This is a genomic window from Streptomyces sp. S186, assembly GCF_051603415.1.
In the GTDB taxonomy this organism is placed as follows: domain Bacteria; phylum Actinomycetota; class Actinomycetes; order Streptomycetales; family Streptomycetaceae; genus Streptomyces.
This window is the reverse complement of sequence record NZ_CP193932.1, coordinates 3,609,585-3,633,788: the sequence shown is the minus strand read 5'-3', so window position 1 is coordinate 3,633,788 and position 24,204 is coordinate 3,609,585. Positions and strand designations below refer to the sequence as shown.

At 73.0% G+C, this 24,204-nt stretch carries 19 protein-coding genes and 1 pseudogene; 13 read left to right on the top strand and 7 right to left on the bottom strand.

The window, feature by feature from the left end:
- The first annotated feature begins 118 nt into the window (after positions 1-118).
- The 3 genes from ACRAS8_RS15290 (at position 119) to ACRAS8_RS15280 (ending at position 2,912) form a co-directional block, all read left to right on the top strand.
- The gene (locus ACRAS8_RS15290) at positions 119-1,312 is read left to right on the top strand and encodes a cytochrome P450 family protein (RefSeq protein WP_438486603.1); all 1,194 of its coding nucleotides are present in this window, start codon (positions 119-121) and stop codon (positions 1,310-1,312) included.
- 73 nt (positions 1,313-1,385) lie between these two features.
- Entirely contained in the window at positions 1,386-1,583 is a 198-nt protein-coding gene (locus tag ACRAS8_RS15285) for a ferredoxin (RefSeq protein ID WP_438486602.1), read from the top strand.
- Between the two features lie 3 nt (positions 1,584-1,586).
- A complete protein-coding gene (locus tag ACRAS8_RS15280) occupies positions 1,587-2,912 on the top strand; it encodes an NAD(P)/FAD-dependent oxidoreductase (RefSeq protein ID WP_438486601.1) in 1,326 nt (441 codons plus the stop codon).
- A 427-nt stretch (positions 2,913-3,339) separates the two neighbouring features.
- Here ACRAS8_RS15280 and ACRAS8_RS15275 read toward each other — a convergent pair whose 3' ends face one another.
- Positions 3,340-3,549, bottom strand: a complete 210-nt coding sequence (locus ACRAS8_RS15275; protein ID WP_438486600.1) for a hypothetical protein — start codon at positions 3,547-3,549, stop codon at positions 3,340-3,342.
- Between ACRAS8_RS15275 and ACRAS8_RS15270 the strand changes: the two genes are divergently transcribed.
- The 9 genes and pseudogenes from ACRAS8_RS15270 to ACRAS8_RS15230 form a co-directional block, all read left to right on the top strand.
- Complete coding sequence (locus ACRAS8_RS15270) at positions 3,548-4,126, top strand: acyl carrier protein (protein WP_438486599.1); 579 nt, start codon at positions 3,548-3,550, stop codon at positions 4,124-4,126. The genes ACRAS8_RS15275 and ACRAS8_RS15270 overlap by 2 nt on opposite strands.
- 61 nt (positions 4,127-4,187) lie before the next feature.
- A complete protein-coding gene (locus tag ACRAS8_RS15265; RefSeq protein WP_438486598.1) occupies positions 4,188-5,546 on the top strand; it encodes a beta-ketoacyl-[acyl-carrier-protein] synthase family protein in 1,359 nt (452 codons plus the stop codon).
- 17 nt (positions 5,547-5,563) lie between these two features.
- Positions 5,564-6,748 (top strand): beta-ketoacyl synthase N-terminal-like domain-containing protein, encoded by a 1,185-nt coding sequence (locus ACRAS8_RS15260; protein ID WP_438486597.1) that lies wholly within the window; start codon positions 5,564-5,566, stop codon positions 6,746-6,748.
- Positions 6,745-8,022: a beta-ketoacyl-[acyl-carrier-protein] synthase family protein gene (locus ACRAS8_RS15255; RefSeq protein WP_438486596.1), complete on the top strand. Its 1,278-nt coding sequence runs from the start codon at positions 6,745-6,747 to the stop codon at positions 8,020-8,022. The genes ACRAS8_RS15260 and ACRAS8_RS15255 overlap by 4 nt, the downstream gene beginning before the upstream one ends.
- On the top strand, positions 8,012-9,412 hold the full coding sequence (locus ACRAS8_RS15250) for a beta-ketoacyl synthase N-terminal-like domain-containing protein (RefSeq protein WP_438486595.1): 1,401 nt from the start codon (positions 8,012-8,014) through the stop codon (positions 9,410-9,412). The genes ACRAS8_RS15255 and ACRAS8_RS15250 overlap by 11 nt, the downstream gene beginning before the upstream one ends.
- A gap of 13 nt (positions 9,413-9,425) precedes the next feature.
- Positions 9,426-12,329, top strand: coding sequence for an aminotransferase class III-fold pyridoxal phosphate-dependent enzyme (locus ACRAS8_RS15245; protein WP_438486594.1), 2,904 nt, complete (start codon positions 9,426-9,428; stop codon positions 12,327-12,329).
- Positions 12,330-12,459: 130 nt separating this feature from the next.
- Entirely contained in the window at positions 12,460-13,206 is a 747-nt protein-coding gene (locus ACRAS8_RS15240; protein ID WP_438486593.1) for a 3-oxoacyl-ACP reductase family protein, read from the top strand.
- A gap of 11 nt (positions 13,207-13,217) precedes the next feature.
- A complete protein-coding gene (locus ACRAS8_RS15235) occupies positions 13,218-14,045 on the top strand; it encodes an SDR family NAD(P)-dependent oxidoreductase (RefSeq protein ID WP_438486592.1) in 828 nt (275 codons plus the stop codon).
- Positions 14,035-14,820: pseudogene (locus ACRAS8_RS15230) on the top strand (thioesterase II family protein); the annotation flags it as partial. The gene ACRAS8_RS15235 and the pseudogene ACRAS8_RS15230, both read left to right, overlap by 11 nt.
- Positions 14,821-14,833: 13 nt before the next feature.
- On the opposite strand, the gene ACRAS8_RS15225 reads toward ACRAS8_RS15230, so the two are convergent.
- The 6 genes from ACRAS8_RS15225 to ACRAS8_RS15200 all read right to left on the bottom strand — a co-directional run bounded on the left by ACRAS8_RS15225 (position 14,834) and on the right by ACRAS8_RS15200 (position 22,730).
- The gene (locus ACRAS8_RS15225; protein ID WP_438486591.1) at positions 14,834-16,438 is read right to left on the bottom strand and encodes a TraM recognition domain-containing protein; all 1,605 of its coding nucleotides are present in this window, start codon (positions 16,436-16,438) and stop codon (positions 14,834-14,836) included.
- Between the two features lie 14 nt (positions 16,439-16,452).
- Positions 16,453-17,952 carry an ATP-binding protein gene (locus ACRAS8_RS15220; protein ID WP_438490494.1) on the bottom strand — a complete coding sequence of 500 codons (1,500 nt, stop codon included), beginning with the start codon at positions 17,950-17,952 and terminating at the stop codon, positions 16,453-16,455.
- Positions 17,953-18,009: 57 nt separating this feature from the next.
- Entirely contained in the window at positions 18,010-19,575 is a 1,566-nt protein-coding gene (locus ACRAS8_RS15215) for an SCO6880 family protein (RefSeq protein ID WP_438486590.1), read from the bottom strand.
- Positions 19,572-20,900: a hypothetical protein gene (locus ACRAS8_RS15210; RefSeq protein ID WP_438486589.1), complete on the bottom strand. Its 1,329-nt coding sequence runs from the start codon at positions 20,898-20,900 to the stop codon at positions 19,572-19,574. The genes ACRAS8_RS15215 and ACRAS8_RS15210 overlap by 4 nt, the downstream gene beginning before the upstream one ends.
- On the bottom strand, positions 20,890-21,744 hold the full coding sequence (locus tag ACRAS8_RS15205) for a hypothetical protein (RefSeq protein ID WP_438486588.1): 855 nt from the start codon (positions 21,742-21,744) through the stop codon (positions 20,890-20,892). Before ACRAS8_RS15205 ends, ACRAS8_RS15210 begins: the two co-directional genes overlap by 11 nt.
- Before the next feature lie 677 nt (positions 21,745-22,421).
- Positions 22,422-22,730 (bottom strand): hypothetical protein, encoded by a 309-nt coding sequence (locus ACRAS8_RS15200; RefSeq protein WP_438490493.1) that lies wholly within the window; start codon positions 22,728-22,730, stop codon positions 22,422-22,424.
- A 443-nt stretch (positions 22,731-23,173) separates the two neighbouring features.
- Here ACRAS8_RS15200 and ACRAS8_RS15195 point away from each other — a divergent pair, with 443 nt between their 5' ends.
- A complete protein-coding gene (locus ACRAS8_RS15195; protein ID WP_438486587.1) occupies positions 23,174-24,178 on the top strand; it encodes a C40 family peptidase in 1,005 nt (334 codons plus the stop codon).
- Positions 24,179-24,204 lie beyond the last annotated feature (26 nt).

Genomic DNA, 24,204 nt, shown 5'->3' with positions numbered 1-24,204 from the left:
TCTCGGGGTCGGTCGGCTCATCGCTGTGGCGTGTGTGCGCCGCGCGTGGGCCGGCGGCCCGTCATTCATGGCACGTCCAGAAGGCACATCCAGAGGGCACATCCAGGGGGAGTTCGTCATGTCCGAGGCAATCGATCTGGCCGAGCTGGCGGCCACGGCGGGTCTGGAGCGGGAGCTCGCACGGCTCGCCGCGGACCACGACATCATCCGTACGCGGCAGTTGAGCGGGCAGGAGACCTGGACGGTGCTGAGCGCGCCGCTGACCCGGGAGCTGCTGAGCGATCCGCGGCTGTCCAACGACGTGCACACGCACGCGCCGCACGGGGCGCTGGTGCCGGGGCTGCAGGTGATGCTGCTCGAACAGGACGATCCGGGGCACGCCCGTTACCGGCGGCTGGTGACCGCGGCGTTCGCGTCGAAGGCGGTGCGGCAGCTGGAGCCGCGGATCGTGGAGATCAGCCGGCAGCTGCTGGAGAAGCTGGGCGACAGCGGGACGGTGGACTTCATCGACGCGTTCACCTACCCGATGCCGCTGGAGGTGATCTGCGATCTGCTGGGGGTGCCGCACGAGGACCGGGATCCGTTCCGTAAGTGGGCGATGGACATCTCCGCGGCGCCGTCGCTGGAGGCGATGCAGGCGTCGGCGGGCGAGCTGTTCGCGTACTGCATCGGGCTGATCGGGGCCAAGCGGGCGGAGCCGACGGAGGACCTGCTCGGTGAGCTGATCGCGGCGGGGTTCGAGGACGGCAGCGGGCTGACGGACGAGGAGCTGTCGTCGTTCGCCGCGGTGCTGCTGATCGCGGGGCACGACACGGTGACGAACCTGCTGGCCAACGCGCTGCACGAGCTGCTGACGCATCCGGAGCAGCTGGCGGCGCTGCGCGCGGACCGGTCGCTGGTGGGGGCGGCGGTGGAGGAGGCGCTGCGGTTCCGGGGGTCGGCGATGACCACGGTGAACCGGGTGGCGCTCACGGACATCGAGGCCGGTGGGGTCACCATCCGTAAGGGCGAGCTGGTGCGGTTCCTGCTGAACGCGGCCAACCGGGACGCGGAGGTGCGGGCGGACGGCCACACCTTCGATCTGGGGCGGGCCACCGCGCAGCATGTCGCGTTCGGGATGGGGCCGCACTTCTGCCTGGGGCAGCGGCTGGCCCGGCAGGAGGCGACGATCGCGCTGACCGAGATCCTGGACCGGTTCCCGACGCTGGAGCTCGGGGTACCGGCGGACCAGGTGCGGTGGCTGGCTTCGGATGCGATCCGGGGGCTGGAGGAGCTGCCGCTGCGCTATGCGCGGGCGGCGGTGGCGGAGTAGGGACGTCGACGATGGTCGGCGGGGTCGTTCTTCTGTCGCGTAACTGACTTGATATACAGGGGAGTTGGGGGACATGGCGGTGCGGATCACGGTCGATTACGGGCTGTGCGACGGGCTGGGGCAGTGTGCGCTGGTGGCGCCGGAGGTCTTCGCGCTGGACGACGACGAGCAGTTGGTCGTCGCGCCGGACCCGGCGCCGGAGCTGGCGGGGAAGGTGGCGGCCGCGGCGCGGGCGTGCCCGGTGCGGGCGATCTCGGTCGAGGGGGCCTGAACCTTGCGTGAGGTCGTGGTGGTGGGCGCGGGCCTGGCCGGCGTCCGGGCCGCCGGGGAGCTGCGGGCCCGGGGGTTCTCCGGGGCGCTGACCGTCGTGTCGGACGAGGCGGAACTCCCTTACGACCGGCCGCCGTTGACCAAGCAGGTGGTGGCCGGGACGCTCACCGCTGACGACATCCGGCTGGCGGGCGCCGAGGACTTCGGCGCCCGCTGGGTCCGGGGGACCGCGGCCGTGGGGCTGGACCGGGAGCGGCGCCGGGTGCGGCTGGCCGGCGGTGCGGAGCTGGCGTACGACGGGCTGGTGCTGGCGACCGGGGCGCGGGCGCGGGCCTGGCCCGGGGAGGTACCGGCCGGGGTGCTGACGGTGCGGGGGCTGGGCGACGTCCGGGCGCTGCGTGCGGCGGTCGACGGCGGGGCCCGTGAGGTGGTGGTCGTCGGGGCGGGGTTCGTCGGGGTGGAGCTGGCGTCGTCGCTGGCCGGGCTGGGGCTCGGGGTGCGGGTGACGTTGGTGGAGCCGTTCGGGCGGCCGTTGCGGGCGCTGGGCGGGACGGTGCCGGATGTGGTGGCGGGGGCGGCGCGGCGGGCCGGGGTGGTGCTGCGGCTGGGCACGGGCGTGACGGGTTTCCGTGCGGAGGGGGCGCGGGTCGCCGGGGTCGGGTTGACCGACGGGAGCGTGCTGCCGGCCGAGGTGGCCGTGGTGGCGATCGGGATGGCGCCGGCCACGGGGTGGCTGGCGGGGGCCGGGCTGGCGCTGCCGGGCGGGCGGGTGCACTGCGACGAGCGGTTGTTCGCGCGGACGGCGGGGGAGGCGGGGACAGCAGGGGCGACGGGTATGACGGGAGCGGCGGGAGTGGCGGGGGCGGCCGGGGTGGTCGATCCGCGGATCGTGGTGGCCGGGGATGTGGCGCGTTGTGATGCGGTGCGGTCGGCGGACGGGCCGGTGGCGCTGGAGCACTGGAGCAATGCGGCGGCGCAGGGGGAGTTGGCGGCGCGGAATCTGCTGGCGGGGCCGGCGGCGGCCGAGTCGTATGCGCATGTGCCGTCGTTCTGGACGTCGGCTTTCGGACTGCGGATCAAGTCGGTGGGGCTGCCGGGGACCGGGGACCGGGTGGTCGTCGAGGAGGGGGAGCCCGGGGCGGAGAAGTTGGTGGAGGCGCACTACCGGGCGGCCCGGCTGGTCGGTGCGGTGAGTGTGAATCTGGGGAAGCGGCTGGCGGGGTATGCGCGGCGGCTCCAGGAGGAGCGGGGGCGGCGGAGGTGGCCGGCTGAGCGGTATCCGGCCAGTGGCCGGAAAGCGATGGGAAGTAGGGGGGTTTATGGGGGGTAACCCCCGACGCCTCTGGTTCGAACAGTGAACCCCTATCAATATGAATGGCGCGTTAAGTTTTCCATTATCACGGAACATTTATTGCCGACCTCTTCCTGTGCGCTCTGGGTCAAGTGACCTATCGCACAAACGAGTGACGGTCATGGGTGGCTCTGGTAGCGTTTTTAGTGCGCCTCCAGGAGAGGCGGAGCAGGCTTTGTGAGTGCGTCACGACGAGGTGACCGCCGACGATGGACAGCCTGTTCTTGTGCAAGCAGGTGTCGGGGGATCATTTGCTATCGGGGGATGGTCATCATGTGTAACGCCTTCTGCGGCGTGTGAATCGCGGCTTCCGCATCTCCGGAAGCGTTTCCTTTCTCTTGTGCCCGTAGGGTGCGTCCTTCGTTCTTGACGGCGCCGAATCCTGCCTCGGGCGCGTCATTCATCATCAATCGTCCGCCGAGCGGACTTCCTTCATCGCATCCGTCATCGCATCCACGGTGTCCTGTGCATTTCCGGGGCGCTGGTGCGAGCTTTCGGCAAAACCCTGCCGGGTAATTTCTGCTGCCGTTTTCCGCGAATTTCCATGGCTGGTGGACGATTTCCATGGCCGGTCGACGGTGGTCTTCAGAGTGCTCAGAAACGAGGAGAGAATCATGCAGAACCCCTACGAGCCGCAGCAGATCCAGGAGATTGTGCGGGAGGGACTCGCCCAGGTCCTGGGCACCGGGACCGACGAGATCACCCCGGACGCCACCCTCGTCGGCGACCTCGGCGCGGAATCCCTCGACCTGGTCGAATTCCGCTTCGAAATGGAGACCAAGCTCGGCGTGGCGCTGCCGAAGTCCAATGTCCTGGACCAGCTCGCCGGTGTGCTCGGCGGCTCCGAGCGGCTCTACGACGAGCGCGGCGGCATCACCGAACTGGCCGCCGAGGTGCTGCGCCGCAGCGCGTTCGGCTACTCCGCCGAGCAGGTGCACGCCGGCCAGCGGCCCTACGAGGTCGCCGCGGCGGCCACCAGCGCCCACTGGGCCGCCTTCACCCACGCGATCTTCGACCACCTGCCCGAGAACTGCACCGAGTGCGGCGCCGACAAGGCCGAGCCGGCCGCGTCCGGCAAGGCGGTCTGCGCCGGCTGCGGTGCCGCGCTGGAGGCGGCCACCGGCGACGAGGTGATGGCCGAGGGCGTCCGCAGTGCGCTGGCCGCCCTCGGGCACGCCCAGCCCGTCGGCTGACCGGCCGGCGGCCGGTGCGGAAGGCGTCGCTCGTCGTGCGAGTCGTGCGAAAGGAATGCAAGTGACACCCCAGATATCCGAGATATCCGACGGGGCCGAACACGAGGTCGTGGTGACCGGGATCGGCCTGGTCGCCGGGCAACTGACCGACCCGGAGGCGCTGTTCGACCACATCGCGGAAGGACGCACGCTCATCGCCGAGCACCCCCTCCACAAGGAGTGGGGCGTCCCCTGTGCCGTCTCCGCCCACATCGACCCCCACGTCCGGCAGGCGCTCGCGGACGCGGCGCCCGAAGAGGCCGGGCCGCTGGGACCGGCCGGCGTCCTCGCCTGGCACGCCGCGGCACAGGCATGGCAGCGCAGCGGACTGCCGCGGCGGCTGGACAGCGAGCGCGGCGGCCTCTTCCTCGCCTGCAACCGGATGGTCATGGAGCCGGGCGAACTCACCGCGCTGGCCGCCCATGTGGACCACGAGGCCGGGGCCCTGGACCTGGACGGCTACCTGGACGCGCTCGACGGCGCCGCGGCGGCCGGCGGAGCCGACGCGGCCGGCGCCGGCGGGCTCGACCCGGACCGGCACACGCGGATCCAGCCGGACACCGCCACCGCCGCGCTCGCCGACTACTTCGGCGCGGCCGGCGTCCTGGAGACCCACGCGGACGCCTGCGCCGCCGGCGGCATGGCGATCGGCAGCGCCTACCGCTACATCCGCAGCGGGGCGCTGGACGTGGCGCTCGCCGGCGGCGCCGAGAGCCTGACCACGCTGACCTCGATCACCGCCTTCCACGGGGTGGGCGCGCTCGCCCCGGTGGACGGGCGGGACCCGGCGCGGATCAGCCGCCCCTTCGACAAGGACCGCTCCGGCTTCGTCATCGGGGACGGCGCGGCCTTCCTCGTCCTGGAGTCCCGGGCGCACGCCGAGGCGCGCGGCGCCCGCATCCTGGCCAGGGTCGCCGGGTACGCCGGGGTGACCGAGGCGGTGAAGATGACGTCCAGTTCGCGGGACGGCTCGGACTACGCGGAGTGCATGCGGGCCGCGCTGGCCGACGCCGGGCTCGGGCCGGACGACATCGACCACGTCAACGCGCACGGCACCTCGACCGAGGCCAACGACACCTGCGAGGCGGCGGCCCTGCACACCGTCTTCGGGGCGCGCGCCGCGACGCTCCCGGTCACCGGCAACAAGTCCGCCATGGGGCACTCGCTGGCCAACAGCGGGGCGGCCGAGGCGGTGCTGTCGGTGCTCAGCCTCCGGCGGCAGACGCTGCTGCCGACGCTGAACTTCACCGAACCGGACGAGGTGACCGCCGGGCTGGACGTCGTCACCGAGCGGCGCCCGGCACGGGTGACCACGGTGCTGTCCAACTCCTTCGGATTCGGGGGCCAGAACTGCTCCCTGATCCTGGCCGAGGCGGGGTGAGCGCGGCGATGACGGCGATGACAAGGCATCACGTACGGCTGACCGCGCCCGGCCTCTACACCGCGGCCGGCACCGGGCCGGGCGACCTGTGGGAGGCCCTGGTCGCCGGCAAGGAGACCCGTGGTCCGGTCGAGGCGCTGGCGGGCCCGTGGCCGGAGTTCGACACCGCCTTCCTGGTGGACGACCCGGACGCGGCCACCCTCGGGGTGCACCGCAGGGTCCTGCGCACCTCGGAGAAGCAGGCCCGGATGGCGCTCTACGGGGCGCGGCTGGCGCTCGCCGGACCGACGGAGCGCGGCCCGGTAGGCGGCCCCGGGTGGGGGCTCTACCTCGGACTGCCCACCGTGGACGAGGAGTTACTGCGGTTCTCCGCGCTGGACCGGCTGCACCAGGCCGCCGGTTCGCCGGCGGAGGTCGCCGCCCTCTACGGGCGGGAGGTGCCCCCGTTCAGCGGGCTGTCCCACCTCAACAGCACGGCGGCCGCGCACATCTCGGCGGTGTTCGGGCTGACGGGGGCGATGGCCGCGTACTCGCCGTTCTCCGACGCGGGGCTGCAGGCCCTGGTCGACGGGGCGCTGTCGGTCGCGGAGGGGGAGAACGAGGCGGCGCTGGTCGGGGCGGTGAGCCCCAAGGTGCATCCGCTGCTCTTCGCGCAGTACGAGGAGCTGGGCTGGAACGGGGCGGTGCCGGGGGAGGGGGCGGCCTTCCTGCTCGCCGAACGGGCCGGCGGCGGCGCCGTGGGCTCCGTGGCGGGCGAGGACGCTCCCGGGGCGCGGCTGGCCGGTTACGGGCGGGCATTCGGCGCCGGGCCCGAGGACCGGGCCGAGGCGATCGCCGAGGCCGTCCACGCGGCCCTGGAGACGGCCGGCACGGACGCCGGCGGGATCGGCTGGGTGCTGCCCGACGCCGCCTGGACGGCGGACACCGCACGGGCCCAGGACGCAGCCCTGGACCGGGTCTTCGCGGGCACCGCGGACCGGCCCGCCGCGTTCACCGCCGAGCGCGCCACCGGGGTGCTGGGCCCCGCACACCCGCTGGCGCACACGCTGCTGGCGCTGCACGGCCTGGCCACCGGGCGGCGGCTGGCCGCCGACGGCGACGCGGTGCGCGAGGAGGCGCTGCCCGCCCCGCGGGCCCTGGTGCTGGCCTGCGGCGCGCGCGGCCAGGTGTGCGCCGTCGTACTGGAAGGAGTCGGGAAATGAGCCGCCGCGTCGTGGTGACCGGGCTGGGCGCCGTCTGCGGACTGGGGCTCGACTGGCAGACCATGTGGGAGGGGCTGACCGCGGGCCGGTCGGCGATCCGCGCCTGGCGGCCGCCCGGCGTCGACGACTTCCCGGTGCGCTACGCCGCGCCCGTCGACGACGCGGAGTTCGCCGCGCGGTACGGCGCCGAGGCGGACCCGGACCGGCCGCTGGAGCGGCGCGCCCGCTTCGGGCTGGCGGCCGCCGCGCAGGCGCTGGCCGACGCCGGCATCGACGCCCCGGGCGCAGTGGGCCGGATCGGCACCGCCGTCGGCTCGGGCGTACCGGAGCGGGACCCCTACGAGCTGCTGCACGCGATCGGCGAGGACGGCCGACCCAGTTGGCAGACGCTGTTCGCCCGGCGCGACCGGCTGGACCGGGCCAGCGGCCTGTTCTGCACCAACGACGCGCTGGCCGCCGGGATCGCTTCCCGGCACCGGCTGCGCGGCCCGGCGCTGAACTTCTCCACCGCCTGCGCCGGCGCCACCCACGCCATCGGCCACGGCCTGCGGATGATCCGGCGCGGGGAGGTGGACGCGATGGTGGTGGGCGGCGCCGACTCGGTGCTGAACCTGCCGACCATGACCGGGCTGTACCTGCTGGGCGCGCCGTCCACCTCCGAGCTGTTCGGGGACCGGCTGTGCCGGGCCTTCGACCGGGACCGCAGCGGGCTGGTGGCCGCCGAGGGCGCGGCCATGCTGGTGCTGGAGAGCGAGGAGAGCGCCCGCCGCAGGGGTGCGGCCGTCTACGCCGAACTGGCGGGTTTCGGCAGCTCGTTGGACGCCTACCAGGTCACCGCCCCGCACCCCGAGGGGCACGGCGCGGCGCTGGCGATGAGCCGGGCGCTGGCGGACGGCGGGGTGGCGCCGGACGCGGTGGACTCCGTCAACGCGCACGGCACCTCCACCCCGCTGAACGACCCGATCGAGACCCGGGCGATCAAGGATGTGTTCGCGGCCGGCGAGCACTACCGGAAGCTGGCGGTGACCGCCAACAAGACGATGCTCGGGCACCTGATCGCCGCCGCCGGCGCGCCCGAGCTGATCGCCACCGTGCTGTCCGTCCGGGACGGCATCGTGCCCCCGACGCTGAATCTGGAGAACCCGGATCCGGCCTGCGACCTGGACTACGTGCCGGACAAGGCGCGGTACCAGGAGGTGTCGGCGGCTGTGAGCAATTCCTTCGGCTTCGGCGGACTCAACGCCAGTCTGGTGGTGCGTGGTTATGAGCACTGACATCGTTTCGAGCACTGACAGCGCTTCGAGGACCGACACGGTTTCGAGCACCGGCATCGTCCCTGACACCGTCCCCGGCGCCGCGCCCGGCGCCTTCGACCCCGACGCGATCGTCGTCACCGGCATCGGCGCTGTGCTGCCCACCGGGCGCGGGCCCGAGGCCCTGTGGACGGCGTGGCGGGAGGCGCGGACCGCGCTCTCGCCGTACCAGGACCCCTACGTCCGGACGAGCAGGATCACCCACTTCGGGCACGTCCCCGCCGAGCTGCAGCGGCTCAGCCGGGACAGCGTCCCCCACAAACTGCGGAAGTTCGGCACCGCGTTCACCTTCAACGCGGTGCTGGCCGCCGAGGACGCCATGCGGCAGGCCGGCGAGAGCTGGCAGGCCGTCCCCGAGGAGCGGCGCGGCCTCTACGTCGCCCAGGACGACTCCACCGAACTGAGCGTGGCCGCCTTCCACAAGGCGCTCGACCAGGCCCGTACCGACCCCTCGCCGCAGGTCGGCGCGGACCTCACGCGGGTGGTGGCGGAGGCGTTCGGCAACGCCGCGACCTTCAATCCGTTCACCGTCATCCGGGCGCTGAACAACAACACCCTGGCGCTGGTCAGCATCGCCCGGCGGTTCCGCGGCGACTGCGCGGCCTTCGTCCAGGACGCCGGGGCCGCGCTGGGCGCCCTCCAGCGGGCCGCGTTCAGCCTCCGCCACGGCGACTGCGACACCGCGCTGGTCGTCGGCGCCGGCAGCTACAACGAGCCGCTGAAGCTGGCCGCGCAGTACCGCGCCGGCCACCTCACCGCCGGCGCCGACGGCGCCGCCCCGCTGCGCAGCTTCGACGCCGGCCGGGACGGCACGGTGCTGGCCGAGGGCGCGGTGGCGCTGGTCCTGGAGCGGGCCGGGGACGCCGCGGCGCGCGGGGCCCGCCCGCTGGTCACGGTGCTCGGCGCGGCGCTGCGGCCGGCCGTGGACAGCGGCGTCGGCCCGGCCACGCTGGCCGAGAGCGCCCGCGGGCTGATGGCCGCGCACGGGGTGACGCCGGACACCCTCGGCGCCGTCCTCGCCGACGGCAAGGGCACCGTCCACCACGACGCCGCCGAAGCCGAGCTGCTGCGGGCGCTGCTGAAGGACAGCGGTGTCCCGGTCAGCTCGGTGCGGCCGGTCACCGGCACCCTGGGGGCCGCCGGGCCGCTGGCCGAACTGGCGCTGGCGCCCAGCCTGTTCGCCGCCGGCGAGCTGCCGCCGATCGCGCACCTGGCGGCCCCGCCGGACGACGGCACCGACTTCGTCACCGGCACGGCCCGCAAGCGGCGGATCGACACCGTCCTCAGTCTGCACAGCAGTTTCAACGGGTTCGCGGGCGCTCTGCTCGCCGAGCGGCCGCACCTCGTCTAGGAGACCACCAGTCATGTCCACCACGTCAGCGTTCACCGAGTTCGTGCAGCCGCAGATGGGACGGGTGTTCACCGCCCTGGGGCTGGACGTCGAGTACGAGCGGGCCGAGGGCAACACCCTCTACCACCGCGACGACCAGGGCGAGTTGGTGCCGGTCCTGGACCTGATGGGCGGCTACGGCTCGCTGATCCTCGGCCACAACCACCCGGAGATCGTCGCGCACGCCAAGGAGCTGCTGGAGCAGAACCGGGCCGTGCACGCGCAGTTCTCGCTGCGCGGCGAGGCCGGCCGGCTCGGCGCGGCGCTCAGCGACGTCGTCCGCCGGGAGACCGGTATCAAGGAGCCGTACCTGGCCACCTTCGGCAACAGCGGCGCCGAGGCCGTCGAGGCGGCCGTCAAGCACGCCGAGCTGGTCCGGGTGCGTACGGCCATGGCGCTGGCCGAGGAGGTCGCCGCGCACCTGGAGGCGGCCCGGGACGCGGTCCGCCGCGGCGCGGCCACCGTCGACCCGGACGCCTACCAACTGCCGGCCCTCCAGGGGCAGGCCGCTCCGGCCGCCGGCACCGAGGCGCTGCTGGCCGCGATCGGCGCCCACAACGCGGCGGCGCTGGCGACCAAGCCGCTGTTCCTGGCCCTGGAGCGGTCCTTCCACGGCAAGCTCGTCGGCAGCGTCCAGCTCACCTACAACGCCGGCTTCCGCGCCCCGTTCCAGAACCTCGGCACCCGGGTCCGCTTCGTCCCCATGGACCGGCCGGAGCTGCTGGACCGGATCGCCGAGGACGAGCGGGTGGTGCTGCTCGACACCGAGCTGGCCGACGGCCGGGTGCGGGTCGTCGAACGGGACTTCCCGGCCATCACCGCCTTCCTCGTCGAGCCGGTGCAGGGCGAGGGCGGCATCCACGCGCTCACCGCCGAACAGGGCCGCGCCATCCGGCTGTTCTGCAACAAGGTCGGCACCGCGCTGATCGTCGACGAGGTGCAGAGCGGCATGGGCCGCTGCGGCGCCTTCCTGGCCAGCTCGCTGATCGGGCTGCGCGGCGACTACTACACGCTGTCGAAGTCGCTGGGCGGCGGCCTGGCCAAGATCTCCGCGATGCTGGTCCGCCGGTCGCTGTACCAGGGCGAGTTCGACCTGATCCACAGCTCGACGTTCGCCATGGACGACTTCTCCTCGTCCGTCGCCCGCAAGGTCGTCGAGATGCTGGAGGCCGACGACGGGAAGGTGTACCGGCAGGTCGCCGAGCGCGGCGAGCGGCTGGTGGAGATGCTGGCCGACCTCAGGTCCGCCTATCCGGACGTCATCGAGGACATCCGCGGCAAGGGCCTGTTCGTCGGCGTCCAGCTGCGCGAGCAGGGCGAGGCACGCTCCATGGTGCTGCGCGGCAGCGCCTACACCGGGGCGCTGGGCTATCTGCTCTCCGGCTATCTGCTGCGCCAGGAGCGCATCCGGATCGCGCCGACCGGCAGCGCCGGCAACGTGCTGCGCATCCAGCCGTCCGCGTTCCTCACCGACGAGGAGATCGAGCGGCTGCGCGGCGCGCTGGACCGGCTCTGCCGCATCCTGCGCTACGAGGACACCCTGCACCTCGTGCACCCCGCCAGCGACCGGACGATCCCCAAGCCGCGGGCCGAGATCCGCGACTTCCGCGGCGCCATGGAGGGCTACGAGCAGCCCGCGCCGCGTGCGGTGACCGGCCCGGTCCGCAAGGTGGCGTTCGTCAACCACCTGATCACCCCGGCCCATCTGCGGCAGGTGGACCCGGCGCTGGCCGACCTGAGCGACGCCGCGCTGCGCTCGTTCGTGCTCGGCATGGACCCGGTGAAGAAGGCGGCGCCCTACCCGGGCGTGCGGATCGACTCGCCGCTCGGCAGCGCCGTGGAGTTCGCGCTCTACCCGCTGATGGTGGGCTCCGAGCAGATGGGCGGCTATCTGGCGTCCGGGGATGTCGCCGGGATCCGGGCGGACGTCGAGGAGCGGGTGCAGGCGGCTCGGGAGGACGGCTGCGAGGTCGCCGGACTCGGCATGTACACCTCGATCGTCACCCATAACTGCACCTCGCTGAACGTCCCCGGCATCGCGCTGACCTCCGGCAACGCGCTGACCGTCGCCATGGGCGTACGAGCCATGGAGCGCGGCGCGCGGGACCGCGGCTTCGCGGTCGCCGACGCCACGCTGGCGGTGGTCGGCGCCGCCGGCAACATCGCCTCCGTCTACAGCCAGCTGTTCGCCGAGCGGCTCAGCCGGATCGTGCTGGTCGGCAGCCGCCGGGACGGCTCCGCGCGGCGGCTGCGCACCACCGTGCACGGCATCTACCAGGAGGCATGGGCGCGGATCGTGGAGGGCGGCGAACTGGCCGGCATCCCGGCCCGGCTGGCCGAGGAGCCGCTGATCGCCAAGTGGCTGGCCGACGGCCCGTCCGCCGAGGACCCGGCCGACGCCGACCGCGGCAAGGAGATCGCCGCCTACCTGGAGGAGCGGTACGGCCAGGACCCGTTCCTGACCGTCACCCAGGACACCGAGGCGCTGCACAAGGCGCAGCTGGTGCTGTGCGCCTCCAACAGCCCCGAGCCGTTCCTGACCGGCGAGGACTTCGCGCCGGACGCGGTGGTCTGCGACATCGCGGTCCCCAACAACGCGGTGCCGGAGCTGACATCGCAGCGGCCCGACCTGGCGTACATGCTCGGCGGCATCGTCGCCACGCCCCACGGCGAGAGCCTGCACCCCTCGGCGCGGGCCTTCCTGGAGGCCGGCCAGCTCTTCGCCTGCATGGCGGAGACCGCGCTGATGGGCCTGGCCGGCATCGACCGGCACTACTCCTACGGGAACATCAGCCGCCGGCAGGTCATCGACATCGCCGCACTGGCCGACGCCCACGGGCTGCGGTTGGCCGACTACAAGAGCGCGCACTCCGTATGAGCCCCGGGCGCCGCACGCGACCCGTCGCAGGTATCACCGCGTGCGGCGCCCGGCCCTTCGTGCCGTACCGCCCAAAGGACTTGACCCCAAAGGGCTGGGACCCCAAAGCACTTGAGAGGACGTCAGCGTCATGGAATTCGCAGGCCAGGTGGCACTGGTGACCGGCGGCAGCCGGGGCATCGGGCGCGCCATCGCCGTCAGGCTGGCGGAGGAGGGCTGCGCCATCGCCCTCAACTACCGCAGCGCCACGGCGGAGGCGGAACAGGCCGCCGAGCAGATCGCCAAGCTGGGCCGGAAGGTCGAGCTGTTCCAGGGGGACCTCGCCGACCCCGAGGTGCCGCAGCGGATCGTCTCCGGCGTCCGCGCCGCCTTCGGACGGATCGACGTCCTGGTCAACAACGCCGGGATCACCCGCGACGAACTGCTGGTCAACCAGCGGCTCGCGGACATCGAGGACGTACTGCGCACCAACCTCGTCGCCCCCATGCTCACCGTCCAGGCGGTGGCGCCCGCGATGCTGCGGCAGCGGTACGGGCGGATCGTCAACATCTCCTCGTCGTCCGCCTCCAAGCCGGGTCGCGGCCAGTCCAACTACGCGGCGGCCAAGGGCGGTCTGGAGTCCTTCACCAAGGCGATGGCGGTGGAGCTGGCCTCCCGGAACATCCTCGTCAACGCGGTCGCCCCCGGCGTGATCAACACCGAGATGACCGACACCATCCGCGCCCACGGCGAGGACGAGATCATGAGCCGGCTGCTGCTGAAGAAGTACGCCGAACCCGAGACGGTCGCCGACGCCGTGGCGTACCTCGCGAGCCCGCGCAACACCTACACCACGGGCGAGGTACTGCACGTCGACGGCGGCCTGAAGATGGCGTGAAGGGGCCGGCCATGAGTGACATGAATGACATGAGTGAACTGGACGCCCCCGTCCTGGCCCCGGTACCGGGCGAGCTGGCCGGCCGGACCGCGGTCGTCACCGGCGCCGCCCAGGGCATCGGCCGCGAAGTGGCCCTGCTGCTGGCCGAGTCCGGCGCCGCCCGGCTCGTCCTGCTCGACCGGGACGCCGCACAGCTGGACACCGTCGCCAAGGAGGTGCGCGACCTCGGCGCACAGGCCACCGCGCTCGCCGCCGACCTGCGCGACCGGGCGGCGGTCCGCGGCGCCCTGCGCACCGCGCTGCGCGCCGCCGGGCCGCTGCACATCCTCGTCAACAACGCCGGCGTCGCCGACGAGAACGGCCCGGACGACGAGGAGACCTGGCTGCGGGTGCTGGAGATCAACCTCCACGGCACCTTCGCGGTCACCGCCGCCTGCCTGGAACACCTCGTCGACAAGGGCCGGATCGTCAACGTCTCGTCGATCCTCGGCAAGGCCGGCAAGATGCGGAACACCGCCTACTGCGCCTCCAAACACGGCCTGATCGGCTACACCAAGGGCCTCGCCCTGGACCTCGCCGCCCGCGGCATCACCGTCAACGCCGTGCTGCCGGGCTGGATCGACACCCCGATGCTGCGCCGCGAGATCGCCGCCTCCGCCGAGGAGATCGGCGCCGACCCGGCACGGATGCTGCGCCAGGCGCGCAAGTCCATCCCGCTGCGGCGGCTGGTCGAGGCGCGGGAGGCCGCCGAGCTCATCGGCTTCCTCGTCTCCGACCGGGCGGCCGCGATCACGGCGCAGTCCCTGACCGTCGACGGGGGCTACACCCGTGGCATGTGACACCACCACGACGATCACCCTGCCGCGGCCCCGCCCGGCCCCCGCCGCCGACCCGTGGCTGCGCCGGCTGCGCCCGGGCCCGGTGCACCCCGCCTCCGCCGCCGCCCGGATCGTCTGCTTCCCGCACGCGGGCGGCGGCGCCGGCACCTACCGGCCGCTGGCCACCGCCGTCGCCGCCCGCACCGCCGGCGGCCGCCCGTACGAGGTGCTGGCCGTCCAGTACCCGGGCCGCAACGACCGGATCCGGGAGGCCCGCGTCGAGGACCTGCGGGCGCTGGCGGCCGGCGTGCACCGGGCGGTGGCGCCGCTGGCCGGCCGCCCGCTGATCCTGCTGGGGCACAGCATGGGCGCCCTGGTGGCCTACGAGGTGGCCCGCCTCCTGGAGCGCGACGGGAGCGGCCCGGCGCATCTGCTCGTCTCCAGCGCCTGGGCGCCGTCCCGGGTGCGCGGCGGCACCGTCCACCTCCGGGACGACGACGGTCTGATCGACGAGATCCGGCGGACCCGGGGCACCGACCCGCGGCTGCTGGACAACCCGGACGTGCTGGCCATGGCGCTGCCGGTGGTCCGCAGCGACTACCGGGCGGTGGAGACCTACCGGCACCGGGCCGCCCCGCCGCTGGCCGCCCCCGTCACCGCGCTGACCGGCGACGACGACCCGCTGGTCGACGTCGGGGACGTGGCCGCCTGGCAGGAGCACACCGCCGGCGGCTTCCGGCTGCGGGTCTTCCCCGGCGGCGACCACTTCTATCTCTCCGGCCACTGGGCGGAGTTGGCCGACCACCTCGTCAGCGCGCCGGTGCGAAGTCCTGCGGCCAGCGGGCCCGGGCCTGCTCGCGGGAGCGCATCGTGGCCAGCGTCAGCAGCCCGCGCGCCCGGCCCGTCTCCAGCAGGCCCGGCAGCGCGGGCAGCGGGGCCAGCGCCGCGATGTCGTCCAGGACGAGGGTGAGTGGTGGGTCGAGCCGACCGTCGGATGACCGTTCGGCCATGCGGCGGCCGTGCTCGACCACGTGCGAGAGGAGTGCGGTGAGCAGCGGCATCGCACCCGGGTCGGTACGCGGGTCCTCAACGGACTCGCCCACCACGTACAGCGTTCCCCCCTCGGCGATGAATGATTCGAGAACGAGCACATCCGATCGAACCGGATTGCTGGCGTCACGGATATGGAGCGAGGAGAGCGCGGTCAGTGCCCGGCCGACCAACTCCACTGCCAGTTCCCGGCGTTCGGCGTACGCCGTGAGCACCGACTCCAGCTCCCCGGCCTGCCCGGCGGCCGCCTTGGCGTGGGTGCGCAGGATGCGGACCGGCTCCTGGGCGCCGCCCGGCGCGTGCGCCCAGCGGTGCAGCTGACGGAACGGCCGGCCGTCCAGCGCGGCGGCGTGCAGCCAGCAGCGCAGCAGGGTCTGCGCGGCGTCCGCGACGGCCGAGTCCAGGGCACTGGCCGGCCGGACCGGCGCCAGCAGCGCCACCGCCCGGGCGGCCGCGGTGCCGATCTCCTCACAGCCCGTGGTGGGCGACCAGCGCAGCCGGGCCGGGGTGTCCAGGCGGTGCGTGGGGTCGTAGACCGGCACCGGGCCCAGTTTGGCGCGGGCGTCCTTGGTCTCGGCCCAGAGCGCCGGATCGGTGGTGGCGACGACCAGCGGGCCGGGGGCGGCGGTGGCGACGGCCAGCGCGGCGGCCCGGGCGGCGGCGCGGTCGGGGGTGAACGCGAGGCGGGGGAGGGTGGGTTCCGGCCCGGCGGGCGCGGGCGCCGCGGCCTCGAACGGCCCCTGCGGGACGACGGGCGCGGGGGGCGCGGTAGGCGCGGCCGCGGGCACGGGAGCCGCCGGCGCCGCCGGCGCCGCGGTCGGCTGTGGCGCGGCCGGGACGGCGGCCTGCGGACCGATCGGCGTGACCGGCACGGCCGGCGCGACAGCCGCCGTCTCCGTACCGCCCGTCTCCGTACCGCCCGTCTCCGTACCGCCCGTCTCCGTCCCCCGCGCCCGCCGGGCCGCCCGGACGGCGCGGTACCGCGCGACCGTCCCCAGCACGAAGATCCCCAGCACCAGCAGCACCAGCAGCTCGCCGACGAAGAGCCCCCAGAACAGCCCGTAGCCCGACAGCTCCTGCTTCGGGGTGTGCGGCCAGGCCGCCGCGATGTCGTGCGGCGCGGCGACCAGATGCCGCAGCGCCACCGGCGTACCGCCGAATGTCACCCCCGACGGCCAGCCGCCGTGTGCGAACAGCCCGGCCAGGCCGGTCGCCGTCCACACCACCACCGTCAGCCCCAGCAGAAAGCCGATTACCCCCACCAGCAGGGCGTCGGGCACGCCCCGGCTCCTGGGACGGCCACCGCCGCGGCCGTCCCCGCGGCCGTACGCGTACCCGTCCTCGTCGTCGTATCCGCGACCCACGCCGTATCCGCGACTCACGCCACCGTCTCGCTCGACTCGTCCCGCAACTGCCGTTCCAGCGCGATGGCTTCGGCACGCGCCTCGGCCTCGGCGTCCGCCGCCAGCGAGAGGGCCCGGGCCTCGTCCGTCGGCAGGGAGGCCGACTCGGTCATCGCGCGGTCGGTGTAGACCAGCGGCCGCTCGGCCTCGGTGATGAGGTGCTTGACCACCTGGACGTTGCCGTTGACGTCCCAGACCGCGATGCCGGGGGTCAGGGTCGGAATGATCTCCACCGCCCAGCGCGGCAGCCCCAGCACCAGCCCCGTGGCGCGCGCCTCGTCGGCCTTCTGCGCGTAGATCGTCCGGGTGGACGCCATCTTGAGGATCGCCGCGGCCTCCCGCGCGGCCGCGCCGTCCACCACGTCGCTGAGGTGGTGGACGACGGCCACGAACGACAGGCCCAGCCGGCGGCCGAACTTCAGCAGCCGCTGGAAGAGCTGGGCCACGAACGGGGAGTTGATGATGTGCCAGGCTTCCTCGACCAGGAAGATCCGCTTTTTGCGGTCCGGGCGGATCCAGGTGTGCTCCAGCCAGACGCCGACGATCGCCATCAGGATCGGCATCGCGATGGAGTTCCGGTCGATGTGCGAGAGGTCGAAGACGATCAGCGGCGCGTCCAGGTCGATGCCGGCCGTGGTCGGGCCGTCGAACATGCCGCGCAGGTCGCCGTCGACCAGCCGGTCCAGCACCAGCGCCACGTCCAGGCCCCAGGCGCGGACGTCGTCTATGTCGACGTTCATCGCCTCGGCGGACGCCGGCTCGGGGTGCCGCAGCTGCTCGACGATGTCGGAGAGCACCGGCTGCCGGCCGCGGGACGCGCTCCGCGCCCCGCCCTCCCCGTCGTCCCCGGCAGCCCCGTCGTCGTATGCGTCCTCGTACTCGTCCTCGTAGGTGCTGAGCACCGCCGCGTGCGCCACTTTCAGGGCGAAGCCGGAACGTTCGTCCAGACCGTGCCCCATGGCGACCTCGATGATCGTGCGGAGCAGGGCCAGTTGGCCGGTGGTGGTGATCGACGGGTCGAGCGGGTTGAGGCGGATACCGCCGTTGAGGGCGGCGGCCGGGTCCAGGCGGATGGGCGTTATTCCCAGCTGCTGGGCGATGAGGTTCCACTCGCCGACGCCGTCCTCGCCCTGGGCGTCCAGGACGACGACCTGCCGGTCCCGGAAACGGAGCTGCCGCAGGACGTACGTCTTCTCCAGCGCCGACTTGCCGTTGCCGGACTCGCCGAGGACCAGCCAGTGCGGCGCCGGCAGCTGCTGCCCGTACAGCTGGAACGGGTCGTAGATGTACCCCTTGCCGGAGTACACCTCCCGGCCGATGATGACGCCCGAGTCACCCAGGCCCGGCGCCGCCGTCGGGAGGTAGACCGCCTGCGCCTGGCCGGTGGAGGTGCGTACGGGCAGCCGTGTCGTCTCCACCTTCCCGAACAGGAAACTGGTGAAGGCTTCGGTGAGGGCACCGAGCGGATCGAACATGGCCATGACGTACGCGCCTCCCAGGGCTTACAGCGGCGTTGGCGGCGACCAGCCGCGCTAGCGGCGGATACCGGTCGCGAACGGAAGGGTGTTCACAAACGCCCGGTGGTGTTCCCGGTCGCACCACTCCAGCTTGAGGTAGGACTTGCCCGCCGAGGCGCGGATGGTCCGCTTGTCGCGGGCCAGCGCCTCGGGTGAACGGGACGAGACGGTGAGGTAGCCGACGAGGTTGACCCCGGCCGCGCCGGACGCCAGGTCCTCGCCGCGCTGGTCCACCCGCCCGTGGTGCGCGACGTCCCGCGGGTCGACGACCCGGTTCATCTTCGCCGCCCGGCTGGCCTCCGCGTCGTCGTTCGTCTTCTCCGTCAGCATCCGCTCGATGGCCACCTCGGTGGGCTCCAGGTCCATGCAGACCGCGACCGTCCGGATCACGTCCGGGGTGTGGACGAGCAGCGGCGCGAGGAAGTTGACGCCCACCGGGGTCAGCGGCCACTCCTTGACCCAGGCGGTGGCGTGGCACCAGGGCGCCCGCGTCGACGACTCCCGGGTCTTGGCCTGGAGGTACGTCGGCTCGGTCGCGTCCAGCTCGGCCGGCCAGGCGTTGCGCCGGCTCATCGCCTGGATGTGGTCGATCGGGTGGTCCGGGTCGTACATGGAGTGCACCAGCGACGCCAGCCGCGCCTGCCCGAGGGGCTGCCGCACCCGGATGTCCGCCTCCGTCAGCCGGGCGCAGATGTCGGTCAGTTCACGCGCCATCACCACCGCGAGACCGGCGTCCCGGTCCAGCTTCCGGCGCAGCAGCCCGGTGTGCTGGGCGGCCGCGGCCCGGGCCATGGTGACCGCCTCGGCGGCCAGTTCCCGGGTGTAGTGCATGCACGCGACCAGATAGGCCCGGTGCTGCTCGGAGGAGGTGGACACCATCGACTGCAGCTGGTCGTAGGACTCCTGCAGCCACCGCGGGGAGTCGGCCGCGCCCCGCTGTGCGACGTCCTTGGCGTGTGCGTCCGGATCGGCGGGCAGCGTCCGCGCCAGCATCTGCAGCCGCGTCACGAAGCCGTCCCCGTTGGCGACGTGCTTCAGCAGCGTGCCGAACCGGTCGACCAGCGCCTCCTGGTCCTCGCTGTCCCGCAGCCCGACGCCCGGCCCCTCGATCTCGATCGCCGCGGTCACCGTCCGCCGGTCGGCGTGCAGCAGCACCGCGATCTCGTCCGGCCCGAACGGCGCCGACAGCCAACTGATCCGCCCGATACCGGGCGGCGGCCCGATCTCCACTTCCCTCCCGTCCAGTCGAACGCCGGCTTCCATCGCCCCGGAGCGGTACACGGCCCCTCCCTTGCGCACCGTCCGCCGGAAACTCCGCCGGATCTCGAACCACTTGTAGTACGTGCGCCCCCGGTACGGCACGTAGACCACGGCCAGCCCCAGGAGCGGGAAGCCGGTCAGCGAGGCGATCCGCAGCGGGAGCGAGGGGACCAGCAGCCCGCACATCATCCCGAGGAACGCACCGGCGATGATCAGCGCGACCTCGCCGGTCTCCCGGTTCTTGCCGATGACGGCGTGGGGCCGGGCGCGCCCGATCAGATACGTGCGCCGCGGCGCGATCGGCTGGGACGGGGTGCTCAACGCCCCTCACCTCCAGGTGCCTTGCCGGGGCGGGCGCCGCCGCCGGTAGTGGGGTTCGTCCGGGGCGACGGGACCGCCGGGGCCGACGGCGCCGAACGGGAGCCGTGCGCGGCGACGCCGCCGGAGACCGCGTCGGCCGGCCGGGACTGCCCGCCCTGCACGCCGCCGCCATCGCCGCCCGACCGGCGGGAGCTGTGCGTCTTGATGCCCTGCGACACCAGCGCCGCCGGCGACGAGATCATGGCGGCGGCCTGACTCCCGTCCGTCGCCCGCCCCTTGCTGCTGCGCGCCGACACCATCTCGTCGCCGAAGCCCGGCACGAAGCGGTAGATCACCGCACTGGCGAAGATCGCCAGAACAATGATCGCCAGCCCGGACACCACCGCCGAGAAGGCGTTCGGCCCCTTGTCCCCGGACAGCGCGCCGGCGATGCCCAGCACGATCACGATGACCGGCTTCACCATGATCACCGCGATCATGATGCCGGCCCAGCGCCGCACATGGCCCCACATGTTCTTGTCGACCAGCCCGGCGTACACCACCGTCCCCAGCAGCGCCCCGACGTACAGCAGCGCGGCCCGGATGACCAGTTCCAGCCACAGCACACCGGCGGCCAGCACGGACACCAGCGAGACCACGATCAGCATGATCGGCCCGCCGCCGATGTCGGTCCCCTTCGTCAACGCCTGCGAGAACGCCCCGAAGAACGTGTCGGTCTGCGCCCCCGTCCCCTTCGCGATGATCTCGGTGACCCCGTCCGTCGCCGACACCACCGTGTACAGGATCAACGGCGTGAACGCGGACGCCAGCACCGTCAGCCACAGGAACCCGACCGCCTCGCTGATCGCCTCCGTCAGCCGCACCCCCCGCACCGCCCGCTTGGCGACGGCCAGCAGCCACAGGACGAGCGTCAGCACGGTGGACGCGGCGAAGACCACCGCGTACTGCCGCAGAAACGCCGAATTGGTGAAGTCCACCTGCGAAGTGGCCTTCACCGCCTCCGACAACTTGTCGACAATCCACGCGGCGGCTTTGGCACATCCCTGCGCCAGGGATCCGAGGGGGTCGAGGGGGTTGGAACTCGTGAGGCCGCCGCCCGTGTCGGAGGCGCCGGTCCCGCCGCCCGTTCCGCCGCCCGTACTCCGCTGCAGGCAGAGCTCCTTGGCCTTGTCCGTGAGCAGGTCGCAGGGGCCGTCGGAGGGTTGCGGCGAGGGCGACGGCGAAGGCGCCGCGAAGGCCCGTGCCGACAGCACCACGAGCGCGGCCTGCACCCCGGCCAGTGTTGACGCGACCCCGAGGATCCGACGCCGGTTGTCACCTCGCATAGGTCAACCCTCCGAACCCTTGGACGGCCTTGGAAATGGCGTCGGCCGTGGCGGCGGCCTGGTCCCCGCCGACCGGGGCCGGCCCGGCGCCCGTCGTGAGCCCGGCGATCTTCCAGTCGCCGTTCACCCACTGCAGCTGCATCGTGGCCGTGTACCAGCTCTCCGCGACCGGATTCTGGGAGCCCTGGCCCGCGAGGCCGAACAAGAGGGAGTACCAGACCGAGATCTTGGCGGTCGCGCCCTCGAACGCCTCGGTCCTCGTGCCGACCGGATTGGCCCTGGAGACGAAGGTCATGCCCTGCGGGGCACTGCCGTCGGCCTTGAGGCCGGCCTGGGCGAGGAACTTCGGGTCCGTATAGGACTTGCGCAGGCTCTCCTTGCGGGCCGTCGCCGCGGAAGGGGTGTAGACCGCGTCCACGATCGCGTCCCGCCGGTCGGCCTGGTACATCCCGTCGCCGGACAGCGCCACCACATAATTCGCCGCCGCCGACTGGGCCCCCTGTTCCGTCTTCGGGAAACCCGTGGCGATGCCCGCGGACTTGCCGGTGACCGGTTTGGTGCCGGTGGGGGCCGTGGGCCGGGACGCGGCCTGGTCCTTGGGGGAGCCGGTGGAGCCGGTGTCGGTCTCGCTGTTGCCGCTGCCGCCGCGGTTGGCGAAGGCGATGGCCGCGATCAGCAGGACGACCACGCCGACGACCGTGACGAGGTTGCGGCTGGAGAGGCCGGACCGGCCGCGGCGGGGCGTGCCGTAGGTGTCGCTCTCGCCGTCCGGGAGTCTGGTTCTGGTCTGGCCCGTGCCGGAGCCGCGGCCGTCGCCGTAGCCTCCGTCGTCGCCGATACTCATCGCGCCTGTGCCCCCTCTGCCGCCATCGCCGCTGCCGCCCTCGCCGTCCGTGCCGTTGGTGTGCCGCCTTCATATGACCGTAGCCGCGCGGGCGGCGGCTCGGGTGAAGTGGTACGAGTACATCTCACCGTGACGGTTCCTCAGTTGCTGGGCGACGGGGGCGAATGGGGGACTCTGGGCGGTTTGTTCCCATGGTCCGTCGCGCGCCCGCCGCGGACTGCCGGTCTCCGGAAGCACCTGTCCCCGCGACGCGGGCGGCCCAATCGGCCCGCTGGTGGCGGGCGTGGTCACGGCGCGGCTCAGGGACCCGCGGGCCGGGGTGTGGGGGCGTCAACATGGGGCCTCGGGCAGGGGGGTGGGACATGTGGGGGGTACGGGAGGGCACGGGACGGCGGAGAGAGGAAGGGCGGGGGCGCACGCGGTGCGGCGCCGGGACGGACGCGTGCCGACGTGCGCGGTGTGGCGACCGTTGGCGGCGGGCAGGGGCGAGGGATGTGGCCCCCTGCGGCCTTCCCGTACGCCTGGACCCGTACGCCTGGACGGCGCGGAGTCCGGGCCGGGTTGTCGGGGCGGGTCGGTGGGACGAGTCGGCGGGCGGGGTGTCCGCCGCGCCGGACCGGCCCCGCGCCGGCCGACTGGACCGCCATCCCGTAGACGATGCCGGCTAGTACGGCGTACTAGACCGCCATCCCGTAGACGATGGTGAACAGCGTGCCCAGTGAGCCGATGATGAAGACGCCGGTGAGGCCGGCCACGATCAGGCCCTTGCCCTGTTCGGCGCTGAAGGTGTCGCGGAGCGCCGTGGCGCCGATGCGCTGCTTGGCGGCGCCCCAGATGGCGATGCCGAGGCAGAGCAGGATCGCCACCGCCATGATGACCTCGACCATCACACGGGCCTCGTTGCCCAGGCTGCCGAACGGCCCCCAGTTCGGGGCGATTCCGCCGATGATGGTGGTGATGTCGCCCTTTTCGGCCGCAATGAACATGTGTGAACTCACCGCCCCATTATGGGTAGTTGCTGAACCGTGCCGTTCGGCACGGGATCAGTCTCCGTCTTCGCCCTCTATCTTCGCCGACGAAGGCACCATCAGGCATCGACTCGGCGGCAGACTCGGCGGCATTCTTCGACGGATCCGGTGGGGGAGTGGTGTCCGCGCGTCCCCGCGTCGCCTGCCCCCTCCTCCTTCTCACCGTGTGTATCACGGGCTGTAACGCTGAGCAATGACTGCCGGGTTGGGCGGTAGCGGTGGGGCGGCGGCCCGGTGGCGGTGGGGCGGCGCTCCGGCCGCGCCGGAGCGCGGATGTGACGGGAATCGCACACCGTTCGAAGCGCCCCGTGCGCCGTCCCGTGCGCCGCGGTGCGGCCGCCCCCTGTCCGACGGCCGGCGAAAGGGCTGTGAACCGCGCCTGAATGGGGGAGGGTTGGGGGGTGCGGAAATTCTGGGTGGGCGGCGGGATCGGGGTGGGGCTGATGCTCTGCCTGGTAGGGCTGCTTGTGATCGGTACGTACGGGGCGGCGGCCGGACTGGCGGGGGCCGCCGGCCGGGCGGTGGGCCTGGCCAAGGGCGCGGTGCCGGCCGCGTACCAGTCGCTGGTGCAGAAGTGGGGCACGCTCTGCCCGGCCATCAACCCCGCGCTGCTGGCGGCCCAGCTCTATCAGGAGAGCGGCTGGAACGCGCGGGCCCAGAGCCCCGCGGACGCCCGCGGGATAGCGCAGTTCATCCCCGGGACGTGGGCCACCCACGGCATCGACGGCAACGGCGACGGCAAGAAGGACATCTGGGACCCGGAGGACGCCATCCCGTCCGCCGCGTCGTACGACTGCGAGCTGGCGAGCTATGTGAAGGGCGCGGCGGGCGACGCCACCGCGAACATGCTCGCCGCGTACAACGCCGGCGCCTACCGCGTCATCCAGTACAACGGCGTGCCGCCGTACCGCGAGACGCAGGACTACGTGAAGACCATCACGACGCTGGCCAGGAGCTTCGAGGCGCCCACCGGCCCGGTGGCGCCCTCCCGGCAGGCCGCGGCGGCCATCTACTACGCGCAGAGCAAGCTCGGTACGCCGTATCTGTGGGGCGGCAACGGCACCGCGGACCAGGGCGGGCGGTTCGACTGCTCCGGGCTGACCAAGGCCGCGTACGAATCGGTGGGCATCGGGCTGCCGCGGGTGGCCAACGACCAGTGGAACGCCGGCCCGCACCCCAGGCGGAACGAACTGCTCCCGGGCGACCTGGTGTTCTTCGCCCACGACCTGAACGACCCGCGCTCCATCCACCACGTGGGCATCTACGTCGGCGGCGGGTACATGATCAACGCGCCCTACACCGGAGCCGTCATCCGGTTCGACAAGATCGACACGCCGGACTACATCGGCGCCACCCGCGTCACGTCCGATGGCGCGAAAGCGCTCCCCACCGGGAACGGCGGGTGAACATAAGTCCTGAACTGCGGTGACGT